Raw genomic sequence first — 16830 nt, forward strand, 5'->3', positions numbered from 1 at the left:
GAAGGCCGCCGGCTCTCGTCGGGCCGCTCCCCCGGCCGGCGTGTTCACGCGGTCCGCAGGAAGCGGTGCCGGCGGGGGCGACGGCTATGGGACTCGGCCTCGGTGGTGCGCTGCTCCGCTTGCCGGCGGGCGGCGCGGTTGCCGCGGGTGACCTCGCGGACCAGTCGGGCCTGCTCGGCCTGGCGGATCAGCTCGGCGGTGCGCAGCTGCTGGAGCTCGTAAGTGTTCATGGTGGTTCTCTCCTGGTCCGACGGCGGTTTCGGTATCGCTTGCCGCGATGCCTCCACCTTCGTCTCCCAGGGGGGTCCGCCACATCGGGAGAGTTCCGCATCTTGGGGGGCGGGGCGGTGCCTTAGACAGGTCTGAGGGGCCTAAGACCCCCTACCGGGCGGGTCTTAGGCCCCTCGTGGGCGGCTAAGCCGTCGGCAGGCCCAGCAGGACGCCGGTGTACTTGAGGACGGCCAGCAGCAGGCCGATGGCGCCGAGCGCGACGCCCGCCCAGGAGACCGACTTGATCCAGGGGGCCTGCGGCGTGCCGGGCGCGCCGAACGCGGGCCGGGCGAGGACCACGACGCCGACGATCAGCGCGGTCAGTGCGAAGATCCCGGACCACAGCGCGTTGGCCTGCCAGGCGTCGCCGTAGCCCGCCTCGACCATGGAGGCGACGCTGGAGGACGTCGAGGCCTCCAGCTGGCCGATCAGCGACTGCCGCGCGGAGGCCACCGTGCCGATCCAGCTGCCGGTCAGCGAGACGACACCGAGGGCGGCGGAGACGACGGCCGCGGCGCCCTGCCCGACCCCGGAGGGCCCGGCCGTCCCGGAGGCCGCCTCCGCCTCGTGCCCGGTCTCCTCCTCGACGGCGGCCCCGGCCTCCGCTCCCTCGGCTTCCGTCCCCTCGGCCTCTGCGGTCGCCGTCTCGTCGGCGGTCGTCGTCCGGGCCTCGTCCACAGTCTTCGTACCCATGCCCCGCACCGTACGGACGGAGTCTGAGAGGTTCCTTAACGATCCTTGTGACCGGTATCCACGCGTGCCGCGCGCCACTCGGGGGCGAGCACCGACCACACCTCGATGTCGTGCCGTACGCCGTGGTGGGGGTAGCTCTCGCGGTGTACGCCGTCCCGGGTCATCCCCAGCCGGCGGGCGACGGCGAGGCTCGGCCCGTTGCCCGCGGCGGCGTGCCACTCCACGCGGTGGATGCCGCGTTCCCCGACGGCCCAGTCGATCAGCACCCGCATCGCGCGGGTGACCAGGCCCCGCCCGCTGCCGTCGGGTTCCAGCCAGCAGCCGACCTCGCAGTTGCCCTGCGCGGCGTCGAAGTTCAGGAACAGCACCCCGCCGACGAGCTTGCCGTCAAGCCAGATGCCGTGCAGGGAGCGGTTGTCTGCGGCGCGCCCGTCGGCGTACCGCTGGAGCAGTTCCCGCGCGCCGGCCACGTCGGTGGCGTTCTCCCCGAACGGCACGTACTGGTTGATGAACTCCCTGCCCCGGTCCAGGTGGGCCAGGAACTCCTCGGCGTGCCAGGGCTCCAGGGGGCGCAGTTCGGCGCCGTCGTCACCCAGGGATATCGCGTACATCGGGTTGCCGCTCCTTGTGCAGTACGTCAACGACGTCCGTGAGCCTTTCACGTCCGGCGTCGGCCTCCGCGAGGTTTTCCGGCGCGGTCCGGTGCTCGGGCGGTTCGATGCTGATGCGCGGCAGCCGCCGGTCCAGCCAGCGCGGCAGCCACCAGTTGGCGCCGCCGAGCAGATGCATCAGCGCGGGCACCAGGAGCGTACGGAGCACGAAGGCGTCCAGGGCGACGGCGGCGGCGAGCGCGATGCCGAACATCGCGATCACCCGGTCGCCGCTGAGCACGAAGGCGAGGAACACCGAGATCATGATCACCGCGGCCGAGTTGATCACCCGGCTGGTCTCGGCGAGGCCGACCCGCACGGCCCGCCGGTTGTCGCCGGTCTCCAGCCACTCCTCGTACATCCGGCTTACCAGGAAGACCTGGTAGTCCATGGAGAGGCCGAAGAGGACCGACACCATGATCACGGGCAGGAAGGGCTCGATGGGGCCCGCGCGCCCGAGACCGAGCGGTTCGCTGCCCCAGCCCCACTGGAAGACGGCGACGACCACGCCGAACGCGCCCGCGACGGCGGCGACGTTCATCGCGGCGGCCTTCACCGGGATGCCTATGGACCGGAACGCGAGCAGGAGCAGCACACAGCCCAGTCCGATGACGACGCCGACGAACAGCGGCAGCTTGCCGACGATGACGTCCGCGAAGTCGTCGTAGCCGGCGGTGACGCCGCCGACGTGCAGGTCGAGCGAGGTGCCCGCCTCCGCGCGGGGCAGCACCTCGGTGCGCAGCCGGTCCACGAGGTCGCTGGTCTCCCGGGACTGCGGGGAGGTCTCCGGTACGACGGTGAGGTACGCGGTGTCGCCGCCCGCGTCGAACGTCACGGGGCTCGCGAAGGCGACGCCCTCGGTGCCGCGCAGGGTGCCGTCGAGGTTGTCCAGGGCGAGCCGGTCCTCGGCGCCGTGCACCTCGGTGACGAGGGTGAGGGGGCCGTTCACGCCGGGCCCGAAGCCGCCGGCGAGGAGGTCGTAGGCCTGCCGCGTGGTGGCGGTGCTCGGGCCGTTGCCCTGGTCGGAGGTGCCCAGGTGGAGGGAGAGGGTGGGCAGGGCGAGCAGGGTCATCGCGGCGAGGGCGAGCGCGCCGAGCTTCCTGGGGTGCCGTTCGACGAACGCGGACCAGCGGGCGGCGAACCCGGTGGGCAGCTCCGGTTCGGGCCCGTGCTCGGCGAGCCGGCGGCGTTCGCGGCGGCTGAGGGCCCGCATGCCGATGAGGGAGAGCAGGGCGGGCAGCAGGGTCACGGAGGCCGCGACGGTGAGGACGACGGTCAGCGAGGCGGCGATGGCGACGCCGTTGAGGAAGCCGAGCCGCAGGATCAGCATGCCCAGCAGGGCGATGCACACGGTGGCGCCGGCGAACACGACCGCGCGTCCGGTGGTCGCGACGGCGCCGGTGACCGCCTCGGTGACGCCGAGCCCGCGTTTCAGCCCGCGCCGGTGCCGGGTGACGATGAACAGCGCGTAGTCGATGCCGACGCCGAGGCCGATCAGCATGCCGAGCATGGGCGCGAAGTCGGCGACCGTCATGAGGTGGCCGAGCAGCACGGTCCCGGCGTACGCGGTGCCGACGCTCACCAGCGCGGTGGCGATGGGCAGCAGGGAGGCGGCGAGCGAACCGAAGGCGAGGAACAGCACGACGGCGGCGACGACCACGCCGACCACCTCGGCGAGGTGCCCGCCGGAGGACTCGGTGAGCGCGACCGCGCCGCCGCCCAGCTCGACCTGGAGCCCGTCGCCCTCGGCCGCCTTCGCGGTGTCGACGACGGCCTGCGCCTCGGCGGTGTCGATGTCGTCGGCCTGGTCGTCGAAGGTGACCGTGGCGTAGGCGGTACGGCCGTCCTCGCTGATCCGGCCGGCGCCCTGGCCGTCGTACGGGCCGGTCACCGACGCGACGCCGGGCAGGTCGCCGATCCTGTCGAGCGTCCGGGTCATGGTCTGTTCGACGTCGGCGGCGCGGACACCGCCCCCGCCGGTGTGCCAGACGACCGTGTCGCTGTCCCCGCCGAGCGCGGGGAAGCCTTCCTTCAGCAGCTCCGCGGCCCGCTCCGACTCGGTGCCTGGCACCCGGTAGTCGTTGGAGTACGCGGTACCGGCGACGACCGCGCCCGCGCCCACCCCGCCCAGGGCGAGGAGCCACAGCAGGACAGCGATCAGACGGTGCCGGACACACCAGCGTGCGAGGGCTGCCACGAACGTGCTCCCGGAATGGTGACATGTGGATCTTTGGCCGGGAACAGTCGTGCGTGTACTGAAGGCCCGCAAAGAACATATGAGCAACTGCGAGGCCACTCTTGCAGGCAGAGATGATCCTTTGGCCGTTTCGTGCGCTTGTTCACACGTCTTTACGGGGACCTGACACCGGGATCTCAGGCCCGGCATCGGGCCCTGGGAGGTCAGTCGAACTGGTCGCCCAACGCCATCACCATCACCCCGGCTATGAGCAGCCACAGGGCCCGCCGGGTGCGGCCCCTGGACCCCAGCACGGCCCCGACGGCGCACACGGCGGCGCCGAGGGCGTAGGCGGCCGGGACGAGCGCCGGGGCGCCATCGGCGAGGCGCAGTCCGGACGCGGCGAGCCCGGCGAGCGTCAGCACCGCTCCGGTTCCGGCGGCGGTCCAGCGGGCCCGCCGCGCCTCGGTCATCTCGGAATCAGCGCGTCCACTCATGCCGCGGCAGCGTAGCGCGTACGGCTGGGAAACCGGGTGCGGGGCCGGTCCACCGGCTGGTAGCGTCCGCCGGTCCAGCACACCGCGGCCCGCGCGCCGCCCTGCCGAAGCGGGTGCATTGTTTGATGGTCCGGACGAGCTTCGACGCGACCCTGTTCGCTCTCCAGGACTCAAGGAGCCCGTTCACCGATGTCCGACACCGCTTCCAGGACCTCGAAGACCTCGAACACCCCGCTGACTGAGCGGGTCACCCTCCCCCGGTACCCGCGCAGCAACGGCTACGACGCCCGCTGGACCGTCGAGAACCAGATGGGCCCGAACGCGCTGTGGCTGCTGGAGTGGCTGGCCCCGGCCCTCGGCCTCGACGCCCTGCCGCCCGGCGCCCGCGTGCTCGACCTCGGCTGCGGGCGTGCCATGACGTCCGTGTTCCTCGCCAAGGAGTACGGCGTCCAGGTCACCGCCGCCGACCTGTGGATCAGGCCGGAGGACAACGCCGCGCGGATCGCCGAGGCGGGCGTCGCCGACCTGGTGCTCCCGGTGCACGCCGAGGCGCACGACCTGCCGTTCGGCGACGGGAGCTTCGACGCGATCGTCTCCGTCGACGCGTACCAGTACTTCGGCACCGACGACCTGTACCTGCCGTCGCTGACCCGGCTGCTGAAGCCGGGCGGGCGGATCGGGGTCGTCGTACCGTCGCTGCGGGAGGAGCCGGAGGGGGTTCAGCCGCCCGGGCACCTCACGCCGTGGTGGGAGCCGGACTTCTGGTGCTTCCACTCCCCCGCCTGGTGGCGCCGCCACTGGACCCGCAGCGGGACGGTGGCGGTGGAGACGGCCGACTGGCTGACCGGCGGCTGGCGCGAGTGGCTGCTGTGGTGCGAGGTGGTCGCCGACGAGAGCCGTGACGAGTGGCATGTGCGGATGGCCGGCCGGTGCGCCGAGATGCTGCGCGTGGACCGGGGCCGGGCGCTGGGCTTCGCGCGCGTGGTGGGCCGCCGCCTGCCGGAACACGGCTGATGACACACCCAGGGGGATGCATCGCAACCGATGCATCCCCCTGGGGCCGTGACAACGGGCTCGGTGAATCAGCCCTCGCTGACGCCCAGCTTCTCCAGGATCAGCTCCTTGACGCGCGCCGCGTCCGCCTGGCCGCGGGTGGCCTTCATGACCGCGCCGACCAGGGCACCGGCCGCGGCCACCTTGCCGCCGCGGATCTTGTCGGCGACGCCCGGGTTGCCGGCGATCGCCTCGTCGACGGCGGCGGTGAGCGCGCCCTCGTCGGAGACGACCTTCAGACCGCGCTTCTCGACGACCTCGTCCGGCGTGCCCTCGCCCGCGAGGACGCCCTCGATGACCTGGCGGGCCAGCTTGTCGTTCAGGTCGCCCTTGGTCACCAGCTCGGTGACCCGCGCGACCTGCTCCGGCGTGATGGCCAGCTCGTCCAGCGCCTTGCCTGACTCGTTGGCGCTGCGGGCCAGTTCACCCATCCACCACTTGCGGGCGGACGCGGCGTCGGCGCCGGCGTCGATCGTGGCGACGATCGGCTCCAGGGCACCGGCGTTGAGGATCGCCTGCATGTCGGTGCCGGAGATCCCCCACTCCTCGCGGAGCCGGTTGCGGCGGACCAGCGGCAGCTCGGGCAGACCGGCGCGGATCTCCTCGACCCACTCGCGCGACGGGGCGACCGGCACCAGGTCGGGCTCCGGGAAGTACCGGTAGTCCTCGGCCTCCTCCTTCACGCGGCCCGAGGTCGTCGACCCGGTGTCCTCGTGGAAGTGGCGGGTCTCCTGGATGATCGTGCCGCCGGAGGACAGCACGGCCGCGTGGCGCTGGATCTCGAAGCGGGCCGCGCGCTCCACGGACCGCAGCGAGTTCACGTTCTTCGTCTCCGACCGGGTGCCGAACTTCTCGGCGCCCTTCGGCATCAGCGACAGGTTCACGTCGCAGCGCATCTGGCCCATCTCCATACGGGCCTCGGAGACGCCGAGCGCGCGGATGACCTCGCGCAGCTCACGCACGTACGCGCGGGCGACCTCGGGAGCGCGCTCCCCGGCACCGACGATCGGCTTGGTGACGATCTCGATGAGCGGGATGCCCGCGCGGTTGTAGTCGAGCAGCGAGTGGGACGCGCCGTGGATACGGCCGGTGGCACCGCCGACGTGGGTCGACTTGCCGGTGTCCTCCTCCATGTGGGCGCGCTCGATCTCCACGCGGAAGGTCTCGCCGTCCTCCAGCTGCACGTCGAGGTAGCCGTTGAAGGCGATCGGCTCGTCGTACTGGGAGGTCTGGAAGTTCTTCGGCATGTCCGGATAGAAGTAGTTCTTCCGGGCGAAGCGGCACCACTCGGCGATCTCGCAGTTCAGCGCGAGACCGATCTTGATGGCGGACTCGACGCCGGTCGCGTTGACGACCGGGAGCGCGCCGGGCAGGCCGAGGCAGACCGGGCAGGTCTGGGTGTTGGCGTCCTGACCGAGCGCGGTCGAGCAACCGCAGAACATCTTGGTCTTGGTGCCGAGTTCGACATGGACCTCGAGGCCCATGACGGGGTCGTACGACGCCAGCGCGTCCTCGTACGACACCAGGTCGGTCGTGGTGGTCACGGTGAAACTTCCCTCTCAGCCCAGCAGGACGTCGTCGTCGCCCAGCCGCTTCAGCTCGCGGTAGAGAATGGCGAGGTTGGTGACGACCGCGGCGCCGGTCACCACGGCGTCGAGCAGCCGCAGCGTGTCGTTCTCGCCACGGGCCTTCTTGATCTGCTTGTAGACCCCGACGGCGCCGAACGCCGACGTGGCCATCGAGATGTACAGACCGGAACGGGACTTCTTGAAGCCCTTGGCCTTGGACAGTGCACTCACAGCGACGGAGCCTCCTCGAGGAGCGGGTGGCCCCACTTTTCCACGTAGGCGGCCTCGACGGCCGCACCCACCTTGTAGAGCCGGTCGTCCTTCAGGGCCGGGGCGATGATCTGCAGGCCCACCGGGAGGTTGTCCTCCGGGGCGAGACCGCAGGGCAGCGACATGGCCGCGTTGCCCGCCAGGTTGGTTGGGATGGTGCACAGGTCCGCGAGGTACATCGCCATCGGGTCGTCGGCGCGCTCGCCGATCGGGAAGGCGGTGGTCGGGGTCGTCGGGGAGACGATCACGTCGACCTGCTCGAACGCCTTCTCGAAGTCCCGCGTGATGAGGGTGCGGACCTTCTGGGCGCTGCCGTAGTACGCGTCGTAGTAGCCGGAGCTGAGCGCGTACGTGCCGAGCATGATGCGGCGCTTCACCTCGGCGCCGAAGCCGGCCGCACGGGTGAGAGAGGTGACCGCCTCGGCGGAGTTCGTGCCGTCGTCGCCGGTCCGCAGGCCGTAGCGCAGGCCGTCGAAGCGGGCGAGGTTGGAGGAGCACTCGGACGGGGCGATCAGGTAGTACGCCGACAGGGCGAGGTCGAAGGACGGGCAGTCCAGCTCGACGATCTCGGCGCCCAGCTCCTTCAGCAGCTCGACGGACTCGTCGAAGCGCTGGATGACGCCGGCCTGGTAGCCCTCGCCGCGGAACTGCTTGACGACGCCGACGCGCATGCCCTCGACGCTGCCGTTGCGGGCGGCCTCGACGACCGGCGGGACCGGGGCGTCGATGGAGGTGGAGTCGAGCGGGTCGTGACCGGCGATCACCTCGTGCAGCAGCGCCGCGTCCAGGACCGTACGGGCGCAGGGGCCGCCCTGGTCGAGGGAGGAGGAGAACGCCACCATGCCGTAGCGGGACACGGCGCCGTACGTCGGCTTCACGCCGACCGTGCCGGTGACGGCGGCCGGCTGGCGGATGGAGCCGCCGGTGTCGGTGCCGATGGCGAGCGGCGCCTGGAAGGAGGCGAGCGCCGCGGAGGAGCCGCCGCCGGAGCCGCCCGGGATGCGGGTGAGGTCCCACGGGTTGCCGGTCGGGCCGTAGGCGCTGTTCTCGGTGGAGGACCCCATGGCGAACTCGTCCATGTTGGTCTTGCCGAGGATGACGACGTCGGCGGCCTTCAGCTTCTTGGTGAGTGTCGCGTCGTACGGCGGGATCCAGCCCTCGAGGATCTTCGAACCGACGGTCGTGGGCACGCCCTCGGTGGTGAAGATGTCCTTCAGCGCCAGCGGCACGCCGGCCAGCGGGCCCAGCTTCTCGCCGCGCTCGCGCTTCTCGTCCACGGCGCGGGCCTGGGCGAGGGCGCCCTCACGGTCGATGTGCAGGAAGGCGTGCACCTTCTCGTCGACGGCCTCGATCCGGGCCAGGTGCGCCTCGGTGACCTCGACGGCGGTCAGCTCGCCGGAAGCGATCTTCGCGGCGATCTCGGCCGCGGTCAGCTTGATGATGTCCGTCATGGCGGATTACTCCTCCCCCAGGATCTGCGGCACCTTGAAACGCTGCTGCTCCTGGGCCGGGGCGCCGGAGAGCGCCTGCTCGGGGGTGAGCGACGGGCGGACCTCGTCCGGGCGCATGACGTTCGTCAGCGGGAGCGGGTGCGAGGTCGGCGGTACGTCTTGGTCGGCGACCTCGCTGACGCGGGCGACCGCGCCGATGATGTCGTCCAGCTGTCCCGCGAAGTGGTCGAGCTCTTCGGGCTTCAGCTCCAGACGCGCCAGCCGGGCGAGGTGGGCGACCTCCTCGCGCGTGATGCCAGGCATGCAGCGATCCTCTGGGGTGAGTGTGTGTGGTTTGGGCCTAGGGCCTGTCGTCACATTCCCGTCGTCCGCCCGAAGGGCGGGCCTCGCGGCGTCTGGTGCGTGCGATCGCAAGGCGCCGGAGCGTCCTCGTGGCGGAGCCACGTGGACGATTCGGCAACGCGGCGAGCGTGCGTGCCAGGCGTCGCGGGGCAGACGGGAATGTGACGACAGGTCCTAATCCTATGGGGCGGGAAGCCGTGCCCGTGAAACGGTTTCCCGCGGGGCCCTGCCACGTCACCTTCGGCGCGCCTCCCAGGCCTCGCTGTGCAGGAAGTGGTTGTCGTACAGCTCCTGCACCTGGAGGAGGCTCTCCGGGGTGGCCTCGCCGAGGCGGACGCGCTGGAGGTGGCGGAAGTACTCGAAGCGTTCGACGCCGGGTGTGATGACGATCAGCAGGTCCGCGTCGGTGCCGGGCGCGGCGGCGAAGGCGTGGGGCATGCCCGGCGGGACGATCACCAGGTCGCCGCGCCCGGCGGTGACCACGTCGTCGCCGGCCAGCAGCCTGGCCTCGCCGTCGAGCAGGAAGAACATCTCCGCCGAGCCCTTGTGCAGATGCGGGCGGGCCCCGTCGGCGCCGTCGGTCAGCGTGACCCGCACCGTGGACAGCGCCCCGCCCGAGGCGCTGCTGTCGGCCAGCAGCCGCACGGCGACCGGGGCGCCGCCGAGCGTCTCGGCGTCGGCGTCCCGGACGATCACCGGCTCGTCGAAGCCGGGTACGAAGAGCGACATTTTCCGATCCCCTGATTCCGGCCCCGCAGCGACCGCCGGCTGACGGCGGCGCGCTGCCGGGGTGTCGGTCACTCGGCCGCCGGAAGCGCCGCCTTCGGGCGCTGCCAGCCGCGGGAGCCGCGGGCGCGGAGCCAGGCCGTGGTCTCCTCGGGCGGCATCGCCGCGGCCACCAGCCAGCCCTGTACGGCGTCGCAGCCCAGGTCGCGCAGGCGCTCCCAGGTCTCGTCGTCCTCGACGCCCTCGGCGACCACCAGCAGGCCCAGGGAGTGGGCCAGGTCGACCGTGCAGCGGACGATCTCGGCGTCCTCCGTGTCGACGGCGAGGCGGGCGACGAAGGAGCGGTCGATCTTCAGCTCGCTCACCGGGAGCCGGCGCAGATGGACGAGGGAGGAGTAGCCCGTGCCGAAGTCGTCCAGGGACATCTTCACGCCGTGGCCGGTGAGGCCTGCGAGGGTGTCGGCGGCGCGCTGCGGGTCCTCCAGCAGGACGTGTTCGGTGATCTCCAGCTGGAGGGCGCCCGCCGGGACGCCGTGCCGGGCGAGGCGGGCGGCGACGGAGCCGGCGAAGCCGGGGGTGTGGACGTCGCGCGGGGAGACGTTGACGGCGACCGGGACGTAGAGGCCCTGGGAGCGCCACCGGGCGACCTGGCCGAGCGCCGTCTCCAGCACGTACTCGGTGAGGACGGGCATCAGCCCGGAGGATTCGGCGATCGCTATGAACTCGTCCGGCGGGACCTTGCCGCGCTCCGGGTGCACCCAGCGGACCAGTGCCTCCAGGCCGGCCACCTGGCCGTCGAAGCGGACCTTCGGCTGGTAGTGCAGCTGCACCTCGTGAGCGTCGAGCGCCCGGCGCAGATCGGCGAGGAGGCCGAGGCGGTCGGGGGTGTTCGAGTCGCGCTTGGACTCGTAGACCTCGACGCCGGTGCGGTCCCGCTTCGCCTGGTACATCGCCACGTCCGCGCGGCGCAGCATGCCCTCCGCGTCGAGGGCGTGGTCGGGGAAGACGGCGACTCCGGCGCTGGCCTCCAGGACGAGGGTGAGCCCGTCGAGGTCGAGCGGGGAGCTCAGCGCGGCCACCAGGCCGCGGGCGATCCGGGTGGCGGAGGTGGTGGAGTCGGCCACCGGGAGTAAGACGGCGAACTCGTCACCGCCTAGCCGGGCGACCTCCGCGCCGCGCGGCAGGGCCAGCCGCAGCCGGTCGGCGGTCTGCAGCAGCAGCCGGTCACCGGCGAGATGCCCCAGGGTGTCGTTGACCGATCGGAACCGGTCGAGGTCGATCAGCATCAGGGCGGCCCGGGCGCCGAGGCGTTCGGCCTCGTCGAGGGCGGTCCAGATGCGTTCCAGCAGCCACTGGCGGTTGGGCAGCCCGGTCAGCGGGTCGCGCAGCTGCTCCTCCGCCCGCGCCCGGGCTATCCACAGCGTGGAGTCGAGGGCGATGAGCGGGATGGAGAACAGCGGCAGCAGGATCGGCTTGGCGACCGCGACGACGCAGACCAGCGGGGCGATGCCGAGCAGCGCGACCGCGACCAGACCCTGTCTGACCAGGGCGGTGCGGGCGACGGTGGGCAGGCCGCCGGAGCGGGGCGCGTGCAGGTACCACAGCAGGATGCGGGTCACCAGGAGGTAGCCGGCCGCGGCGAGCACCACCTCGGGGGCCGTGGTGAGCGTCCAGGAGTCGGGGTCCCACGGGTGCTCGACGGACGGCACCCGGCCGAAGGCGGCGAGGACCAGGGCGCCGGCGCCGATGCCGAGGATGTCCACCGCGCCCTGCAGGACGCCCTGCCGCCAGCGGTGGCGCCGGGCTATGCCGACCAGCACGACGACGGTGAGGCTGACCATGCCGGCCGGCACCCAGCCGTACAGCAGCAGCACGGCGAGGGTGAGGGCGGCGCCGGAGCCGGTGCCGCCCCACCAGCGGGCCCGGCCGAGCAGGACCAGATGGCCGACGATGATCCCGGTCAGCACGGCCAGCGACCAGCCGGCCGTGCCCGCCGGGAAGAGCGCGTGGTGGCCGGTGAAGGCCCGCAGGAAGCCGGCGCCGAGCGCGAACCCGGCGGCCGCGACGATGCCCGCGGGCAGCGCGGGCCAGGACAGGTGGCGCTCGGTGTCGTTGTCCGGCAGTCCGGTGCCGCGTCCGGCGGCCAGGGACGCGGTGTCGGGGCCGTCCGCCGCGGCGGAGGCTCCCGGGGCACGCTCCTGCGTGCCAGCGCCCCGAGCCGGCCGGCGGCTCCCTCGCCAGACGCCGGCCAACCGGCGCAGCCGCGAATCCGGGGCGGCGCTCTCGGTCGGTTCCATTCCCGTCCCTCTCACAGCCGGCGGTGCCCACGCCACGCGGCCCGATGCCCGACAACCCTCAGCGGCGGCCGCGTTGGAAAACCCTTCCCCGTGCCTTTCGAGACCAGGGGATGCCCCGACCGCAGCTGGGCACGGCAGGCGCACATCTCAACAGTAGGCCGCAGAAGGCTTCCACGGGCAGCGGTCGTCGACGGTTGCCCGAATGCGCCCTGCCCGCCCGTATGCATCTGATATGCGCCGATCGGGTGGTCTTCAACCGCTACCCCTCGGCCGGAAGCGCGGCCTCCGACGCCGCCTCAGGCCCTTGGCCCAGCAGGACCTTGAAGCCGTCCTCGTTCAGAACCGGCACCTTCAGCTGCATCGCCTTGTCGTATTTCGATCCCGGGTTGTCACCCACAATGACGAACGACGTCTTCTTCGAAACCGAACCGGTCACCTTGGCGCCCTGGCTCTGCAGCGCGTCCTTGGCGCCGTCGCGTGTGAAGTCCTCCAGCGTGCCCGTGACGACGACGGTAAGGCCTTCCAGCGGACGCGGGCCCTGGTCCTCGCCGGAGCGCTCGTCCTCCATGCGCACGCCGGCCGCCCGCCACTTGCGGATGATCTCCTGGTGCCACTCCTCGGCGAACCACTCCTTGAGGGAGGCGGCGATGATCGGCCCGACCCCCTCGGTGCCCGCAAGCTCCTCCTCGGTCGCCTGCTCGATGCGCTCGATGGAGCCGAACTCCCGGGCCAGCGCCTCGGCGGCGACCGGGCCGACATGGCGGATCGACAGGCCGGTGAGGATCCGGGCGAGCGGGCGCTGCTTGGCGGCCGCGATGTTCTCCAGCATCGCCAGCGCGTTCTTCTTCGGCTCGCCCTGCTGGTTGGCGAAGACCGTGGCGATCTTCTCCTCGCCCGTCTTCGGGTCGCGCTTGGGCAGGCCGCTGTCCTGGTCGAGGACGTACGCCTTGATGGGCAGCAGCTGCTCGACGGTGAGGTCGAACAGGTCGCCCTCGTCCTTCAGCGGCGGCTCCGCAGGCTCCAGCGGCTTGGTGAGGGCCGCCGCGGCGACATAGCCGAAGTGCTCGATGTCCAGCGCCTTGCGCCCGGCCAGATAGAACAGGCGCTCGCGCAACTGTGCCGGGCAGGTACGGGAGTTCGGGCAGCGCAGGTCGACGTCGCCCTCCTTCATCGGCCTGAGCGGCGTGCCGCACTCGGGGCACTCGGCCGGCATCACGAACTCGCGCTCGCTGCCGTCGCGCAGGTCGACGACCGGTCCCAGGATCTCCGGGATGACGTCCCCGGCCTTGCGCAGCACCACCGTGTCCCCGATGAGGACGCCCTTGGCCTTGACCACGTCCTGGTTGTGCAGGGTGGCGAACTCGACCTCGGAGCCCGCGACCGTGACCGGCTCGACCTGCGCGTACGGCGTGACGCGGCCGGTGCGGCCCACGCCGACGCGGATGTTGACCAGCTTGGTGTTGACCTCCTCCGGCGCGTACTTGTAGGCGATCGCCCAGCGGGGCGCCCGGGAGGTGGAGCCGAGCCGCCCTTGGAGCGGGATCTCGTCGAGCTTGACGACCACGCCGTCGATCTCGTGCTCCACGGAGTGGCGGTTCTCGCCGTAGTACGCGATGAACTCCCGTACGCCGTCGAGGTCGTCGACCACCTTGTTGTGCCGGGAGGTGGGCAGGCCCCAGGTGCGCAGCAGGTCGTAGGCCTCGGACAGGCGGGTCAGGCCGGTGAAGCCCTCCAGCGCGCCGATGCCGTGCACCACCATGTGCAGCGGGCGGGTGGCGGTGACGCGGGGGTCCTTCTGGCGCAGCGAACCGGCGGCGGCGTTGCGCGGGTTGGCGAAGGGCTTGTCGCCGGCCTTCACCAGCCGGGCGTTCAGTTCCTCGAACTTCTCCATCGGGAAGTAGACCTCGCCGCGGATCTCCACGAGGTCGGGGACGCGGTCGCCGGTGAGGCGGTCCGGGATCTCCGCGATCGTCCGCACGTTCGGCGTGATGTCCTCGCCGGTGCGGCCGTCGCCGCGGGTCGCCGCGCGGGTGAGGCGGCCGCGCTCGTAGGTGAGGTTGACGGCCAGGCCGTCGACCTTCAGCTCGCACAGGAAGTGGTGCGGGGAGCTGCCGACGTCCTTGTGGACGCGCTCGGCCCAGGCGGCCAGCTCCAGGTCGTCGAAGGCGTTGTCCAGCGACAGCATGCGCTGGCGGTGCTCGACGGAGGTGAACTCCGTCTCGTAGGCACCCGCGACCTTCTGGGTCGGGGAGTCCGGGGTGCGCAGCTCCGGGTGCTCCTCCTCCAGGGCCTCCAGCGAGCGCAGCAGCTTGTCGAACTCCGCGTCGCTGATGACGGGGGCGTCCTTCACGTAGTACCGGAAGCGGTGCTCCTCGATCTGCTCAGCGAGCTGCGCGTGCTTCTCCCGTGCCTCGGTGGGCACCGTGCTCTCCGCTTGCCTGTCGCCGGCCACCGTGTTGTCCTCCCGTTACTCAGGGTCGTCCGCGAGGGATCTCGCCGCCCGGACGCAGTGGGCGAGGGCCTTGCGCGCGTACTCGGGGGAAGCGCCCGCGAGTCCGCATGTCGGCGTGACCGTGACCGCCTCCGCGAGAAGCGCCGGTGACAGCCCCAGCCTGCGCCACAGCGTCCTGACACCCATGACGCTACCGGCAGGGTCTGACAATCGGCCGTCGGTGCTCGGGACGACACCGGCGAACAGCCGGGTACCGCTCTCCACGGCTTCCCCGATCGCGTCGTCGTCACGTTCGGTGAGCAGCGTGAAGTCGAAGGAGAGCGCCGCCGCGCCGGCCCGGCGCAGCAAGGCGAACGGGACGTCCGGGGCGCAGGAGTGGACGACGACCGGGCCGCCGTCGTGCACGCCGATCACGTCGCGCAGGGTCGCCTCGACGAGCTGCCGGTCGACGGCGCGGTGGGTGCGGTAGCCGCTGGCGGTCTTCACCTGGCCGCGCAGTACGGCGGTGAGGGACGGCTCGTCGAGCTGGAGCACGAGCCGGGCGCCGGGGACGCGGCGGCGCACCTCGTCGAGGTGCAGGCGCAGGCCCTCGGCGAGCGAGGCGGCGAGGTCGCGGCAGGCGCCGGGGTCGGAGAGGGCGGCCTCGCCGTTCCTCAGCTCCAGCGCGGCGGCCAGCGTCCACGGGCCGACGGCCTGCACCTTCAGCGGGCCCTCGTAGGCCTGGGTGAACTCCTCCAGCGCGTCCAGGTCCTCCCCGAGCCACGACCGCGCCCGCTTGGTGTCGCGCCCCGGCCGGTCCCCGATCCGCCAGCCGCTGGGCTCCACACGCGCGTACAGCTCGACGAGCATCCCGGCGGTGCGCCCGATCATGTCCGCGCCGGGCCCGCGAGCGGGCAGCTCGGCCAGGAAGGGGAAGTCCTCGAAGGACCCGGTGACGGTCTTGGCGGCCTCCCGGGCGTCGCCGCCGGGCAGCGACCCGACGCCGGTGGCGGGGGCGAGGGTGAACAGGCTGTTTTCACTCACGCGGGAAGCCTATGCCTCCGGCGGCGGCGCGGATCCCGCCCCCGTGCCCGGCCGGCTCAGCGCCCGGGCCGCACCGTCAGATCGTTGACCTCCGCGTCCCTGGGCAGGTCCAGCGCCATCAGGACGGTCGTGGCGACCGACTCGGGGTCGATCCACCGCGAGGGGTCGTACTCCTTGCCCTCCTGCTGGTGGACCTTGGCCTGCATGGGGCTGGCCGTGCGGCCCGGGTAGACGGAGGTGACCCGGACCCCGTTGGCGTGCTCCTCGTGGCGCAGGGAGTCGGCGAGGGCCTTCAGACCGTGCTTGGAGGCGGCGTACGCGGACCAGTCGGCGTGGGCGTTGAGGCCGGCGCCGGAGTTCACGAAGACCACATGGCCGCGGGCGGCGCGCAGTTGGGGCAGGAAGTGCCGGGTCAGCTCGGCGGGCGCGATCAGGTTCACGTTGAGCTGGTGGCGCCAGGACTTGGGGGTGAGGTCGCCGACCGGGCCCAGCTCCACCACGCCGGCGATGTGCAGCAGCGAGTCCACCCGGTCCGGGAGCGTCTGGTGGGAGAAGGCCCAGCTCAGTTTGTCGGGGTCGGACAGGTCCCCGACCAGGGTCCTCGCGCCGGGGAACTCGGCCGCCAGTTCCTTCGCGCGGCCCGCGTCGCGCGCGTGCAGGACGAGGTCGTCCCCGCGCGCGTGGAGGCGGCGGGCGACGGCCGCGCCGATGCCGGAGCCCGCTCCGGTGATCACATGTGTAGCCATGCCCGCCATGCTCGCATCACCGCGCGGTCAGACCACGCCCTGGCTCTCCTCCAGGTAGGCCAGCGCGCCCACCGGCTCCTCGGCGAAGAACACCAGGTCGGTCAGGGGGCGGGGCAGGAAGCCCTCGTCCTCCATGCGCCGGAACTGCTCCTTGAGGCCGTCGTAGAAGCCTTCAGTGTTCAGCAGCACCACCGGCTTCTCCGTCTTGCCGTGCTTCTTCAGCTCCAGGATCTCGGTGGCCTCGTCCAGCGTCCCGGTGCCGCCCACCATGATCACCACGGCGTCGGACTTCTCCAGCAGCAGCCGCTTGCGCTCGGCGAGGTCCCGCGCGATGACCATCTCGTCGGCGCCGGCGCGCGCCTTCGCGGCGAGGAAGTCCACGGAGACCCCCACGAGCCGCCCGCCCGCCTCCTGCACTCCGTCCGCGACGACCTTCATCAGGCCGACGTCGGAGCCGCCCCAGACGAGCGTGTGCCCGCCCTTGCCCAGGAGCTTCGCGAACTCCCGCGCGGGTCGGGTGTAACGGTCGTCGAGGTCGGCGGCGGAGAGGAAGACGCAGATGTTCATGGCCTCCACCGTACGCGGGAACAACCACCGCCCCGTACACGCTGTCCTG

Annotated in this window: 16 protein-coding genes; 1 reads left to right on the plus strand and 15 read right to left on the minus strand. The window is 72.0% G+C overall.

The features are described from left to right. Positions 1-44: 44 nt before the first annotated feature. The 5 genes from ACSU6L_RS11435 to ACSU6L_RS11455 form a co-directional block, all read right to left on the minus strand. Positions 45-230, minus strand: a complete 186-nt coding sequence (locus tag ACSU6L_RS11435) for a hypothetical protein (protein WP_365507986.1) — start codon at positions 228-230, stop codon at positions 45-47. A 184-nt stretch (positions 231-414) separates the two neighbouring features. Beyond that, complete coding sequence (locus ACSU6L_RS11440; protein WP_437056043.1) at positions 415-963, minus strand: hypothetical protein; 549 nt, start codon at positions 961-963, stop codon at positions 415-417. A 35-nt stretch (positions 964-998) separates the two neighbouring features. Further along, complete coding sequence (locus ACSU6L_RS11445; RefSeq protein ID WP_437056045.1) at positions 999-1574, minus strand: GNAT family N-acetyltransferase; 576 nt, start codon at positions 1572-1574, stop codon at positions 999-1001. Next, positions 1552-3810, minus strand: coding sequence for an MMPL family transporter (locus tag ACSU6L_RS11450; RefSeq protein WP_437056047.1), 2259 nt, complete (start codon positions 3808-3810; stop codon positions 1552-1554). The genes ACSU6L_RS11445 and ACSU6L_RS11450 overlap by 23 nt, the downstream gene beginning before the upstream one ends. 203 nt (positions 3811-4013) lie before the next feature. Further along, positions 4014-4286: a hypothetical protein gene (locus tag ACSU6L_RS11455; protein ID WP_437056049.1), complete on the minus strand. Its 273-nt coding sequence runs from the start codon at positions 4284-4286 to the stop codon at positions 4014-4016. 189 nt (positions 4287-4475) lie between these two features. Here ACSU6L_RS11455 and ACSU6L_RS11460 point away from each other — a divergent pair, with 189 nt between their 5' ends. Then, positions 4476-5300 carry an SAM-dependent methyltransferase gene (locus ACSU6L_RS11460; RefSeq protein ID WP_437056051.1) on the plus strand — a complete coding sequence of 275 codons (825 nt, stop codon included), beginning with the start codon at positions 4476-4478 and terminating at the stop codon, positions 5298-5300. 68 nt (positions 5301-5368) lie between these two features. Here ACSU6L_RS11460 and gatB read toward each other — a convergent pair whose 3' ends face one another. From gatB to ACSU6L_RS11510, 10 genes are all read right to left on the minus strand, one after another. Further along, positions 5369-6883 carry an Asp-tRNA(Asn)/Glu-tRNA(Gln) amidotransferase subunit GatB gene (gatB, locus tag ACSU6L_RS11465; protein ID WP_437056053.1) on the minus strand — a complete coding sequence of 505 codons (1515 nt, stop codon included), beginning with the start codon at positions 6881-6883 and terminating at the stop codon, positions 5369-5371. A 15-nt stretch (positions 6884-6898) separates the two neighbouring features. Continuing rightward, positions 6899-7138, minus strand: a complete 240-nt coding sequence (locus ACSU6L_RS11470; protein WP_073941070.1) for a hypothetical protein — start codon at positions 7136-7138, stop codon at positions 6899-6901. After that, complete coding sequence (gatA, locus tag ACSU6L_RS11475; RefSeq protein ID WP_437056055.1) at positions 7135-8628, minus strand: Asp-tRNA(Asn)/Glu-tRNA(Gln) amidotransferase subunit GatA; 1494 nt, start codon at positions 8626-8628, stop codon at positions 7135-7137. Before gatA ends, ACSU6L_RS11470 begins: the two co-directional genes overlap by 4 nt. Before the next feature lie 6 nt (positions 8629-8634). After that, the gene (gene gatC, locus ACSU6L_RS11480) at positions 8635-8931 is read right to left on the minus strand and encodes an Asp-tRNA(Asn)/Glu-tRNA(Gln) amidotransferase subunit GatC (RefSeq protein WP_004925108.1); all 297 of its coding nucleotides are present in this window, start codon (positions 8929-8931) and stop codon (positions 8635-8637) included. A gap of 273 nt (positions 8932-9204) precedes the next feature. Next, complete coding sequence (locus tag ACSU6L_RS11485; RefSeq protein ID WP_437056057.1) at positions 9205-9699, minus strand: cupin domain-containing protein; 495 nt, start codon at positions 9697-9699, stop codon at positions 9205-9207. 68 nt (positions 9700-9767) lie between these two features. After that, complete coding sequence (locus tag ACSU6L_RS11490; RefSeq protein WP_437056059.1) at positions 9768-11993, minus strand: putative bifunctional diguanylate cyclase/phosphodiesterase; 2226 nt, start codon at positions 11991-11993, stop codon at positions 9768-9770. A gap of 259 nt (positions 11994-12252) precedes the next feature. Then, positions 12253-14445 carry an NAD-dependent DNA ligase LigA gene (gene ligA, locus ACSU6L_RS11495; RefSeq protein WP_437056061.1) on the minus strand — a complete coding sequence of 731 codons (2193 nt, stop codon included), beginning with the start codon at positions 14443-14445 and terminating at the stop codon, positions 12253-12255. A 15-nt stretch (positions 14446-14460) separates the two neighbouring features. Then, entirely contained in the window at positions 14461-15468 is a 1008-nt protein-coding gene (locus ACSU6L_RS11500; RefSeq protein WP_437056063.1) for a methionine synthase, read from the minus strand. A 56-nt stretch (positions 15469-15524) separates the two neighbouring features. Beyond that, positions 15525-16214 carry an SDR family oxidoreductase gene (locus ACSU6L_RS11505; protein ID WP_437056065.1) on the minus strand — a complete coding sequence of 230 codons (690 nt, stop codon included), beginning with the start codon at positions 16212-16214 and terminating at the stop codon, positions 15525-15527. A 27-nt stretch (positions 16215-16241) separates the two neighbouring features. Further along, the gene (locus ACSU6L_RS11510) at positions 16242-16781 is read right to left on the minus strand and encodes a TIGR00730 family Rossman fold protein (RefSeq protein ID WP_437056067.1); all 540 of its coding nucleotides are present in this window, start codon (positions 16779-16781) and stop codon (positions 16242-16244) included. Between the last annotated feature and the right edge of the window lie 49 nt (positions 16782-16830).

It is taken from the genome of Streptomyces sp. enrichment culture, from assembly GCF_964272855.1.
Taxonomy (GTDB): Bacteria; Actinomycetota; Actinomycetes; order Streptomycetales; family Streptomycetaceae; genus Streptomyces.

Excerpts from the sequence above, each read along its gene's own strand:
- ACSU6L_RS11435 (WP_365507986.1), bottom strand. The coding sequence starts at position 230 with ATGAACACTTACGAGCTCCAGCAGCTGCGCACCGCCGAGCTGATCCGC.
- ACSU6L_RS11440 (WP_437056043.1), bottom strand. The coding sequence starts at position 963 with ATGGGTACGAAGACTGTGGACGAGGCCCGGACGACGACCGCCGACGAG.
- ACSU6L_RS11445 (WP_437056045.1), bottom strand. The coding sequence starts at position 1,574 with ATGTACGCGATATCCCTGGGTGACGACGGCGCCGAACTGCGCCCCCTG.
- ACSU6L_RS11455 (WP_437056049.1), bottom strand. The coding sequence starts at position 4,286 with ATGAGTGGACGCGCTGATTCCGAGATGACCGAGGCGCGGCGGGCCCGC.
- ACSU6L_RS11460 (WP_437056051.1), top strand. The coding sequence starts at position 4,476 with ATGTCCGACACCGCTTCCAGGACCTCGAAGACCTCGAACACCCCGCTG.
- gatA (WP_437056055.1), bottom strand. The coding sequence starts at position 8,628 with ATGACGGACATCATCAAGCTGACCGCGGCCGAGATCGCCGCGAAGATC.
- gatC (WP_004925108.1), bottom strand. The coding sequence starts at position 8,931 with ATGCCTGGCATCACGCGCGAGGAGGTCGCCCACCTCGCCCGGCTGGCG.
- ACSU6L_RS11485 (WP_437056057.1), bottom strand. The coding sequence starts at position 9,699 with ATGTCGCTCTTCGTACCCGGCTTCGACGAGCCGGTGATCGTCCGGGAC.
- ACSU6L_RS11490 (WP_437056059.1), bottom strand. The coding sequence starts at position 11,993 with ATGGAACCGACCGAGAGCGCCGCCCCGGATTCGCGGCTGCGCCGGTTG.
- ACSU6L_RS11505 (WP_437056065.1), bottom strand. The coding sequence starts at position 16,214 with ATGGCTACACATGTGATCACCGGAGCGGGCTCCGGCATCGGCGCGGCC.
- ACSU6L_RS11510 (WP_437056067.1), bottom strand. The coding sequence starts at position 16,781 with ATGAACATCTGCGTCTTCCTCTCCGCCGCCGACCTCGACGACCGTTAC.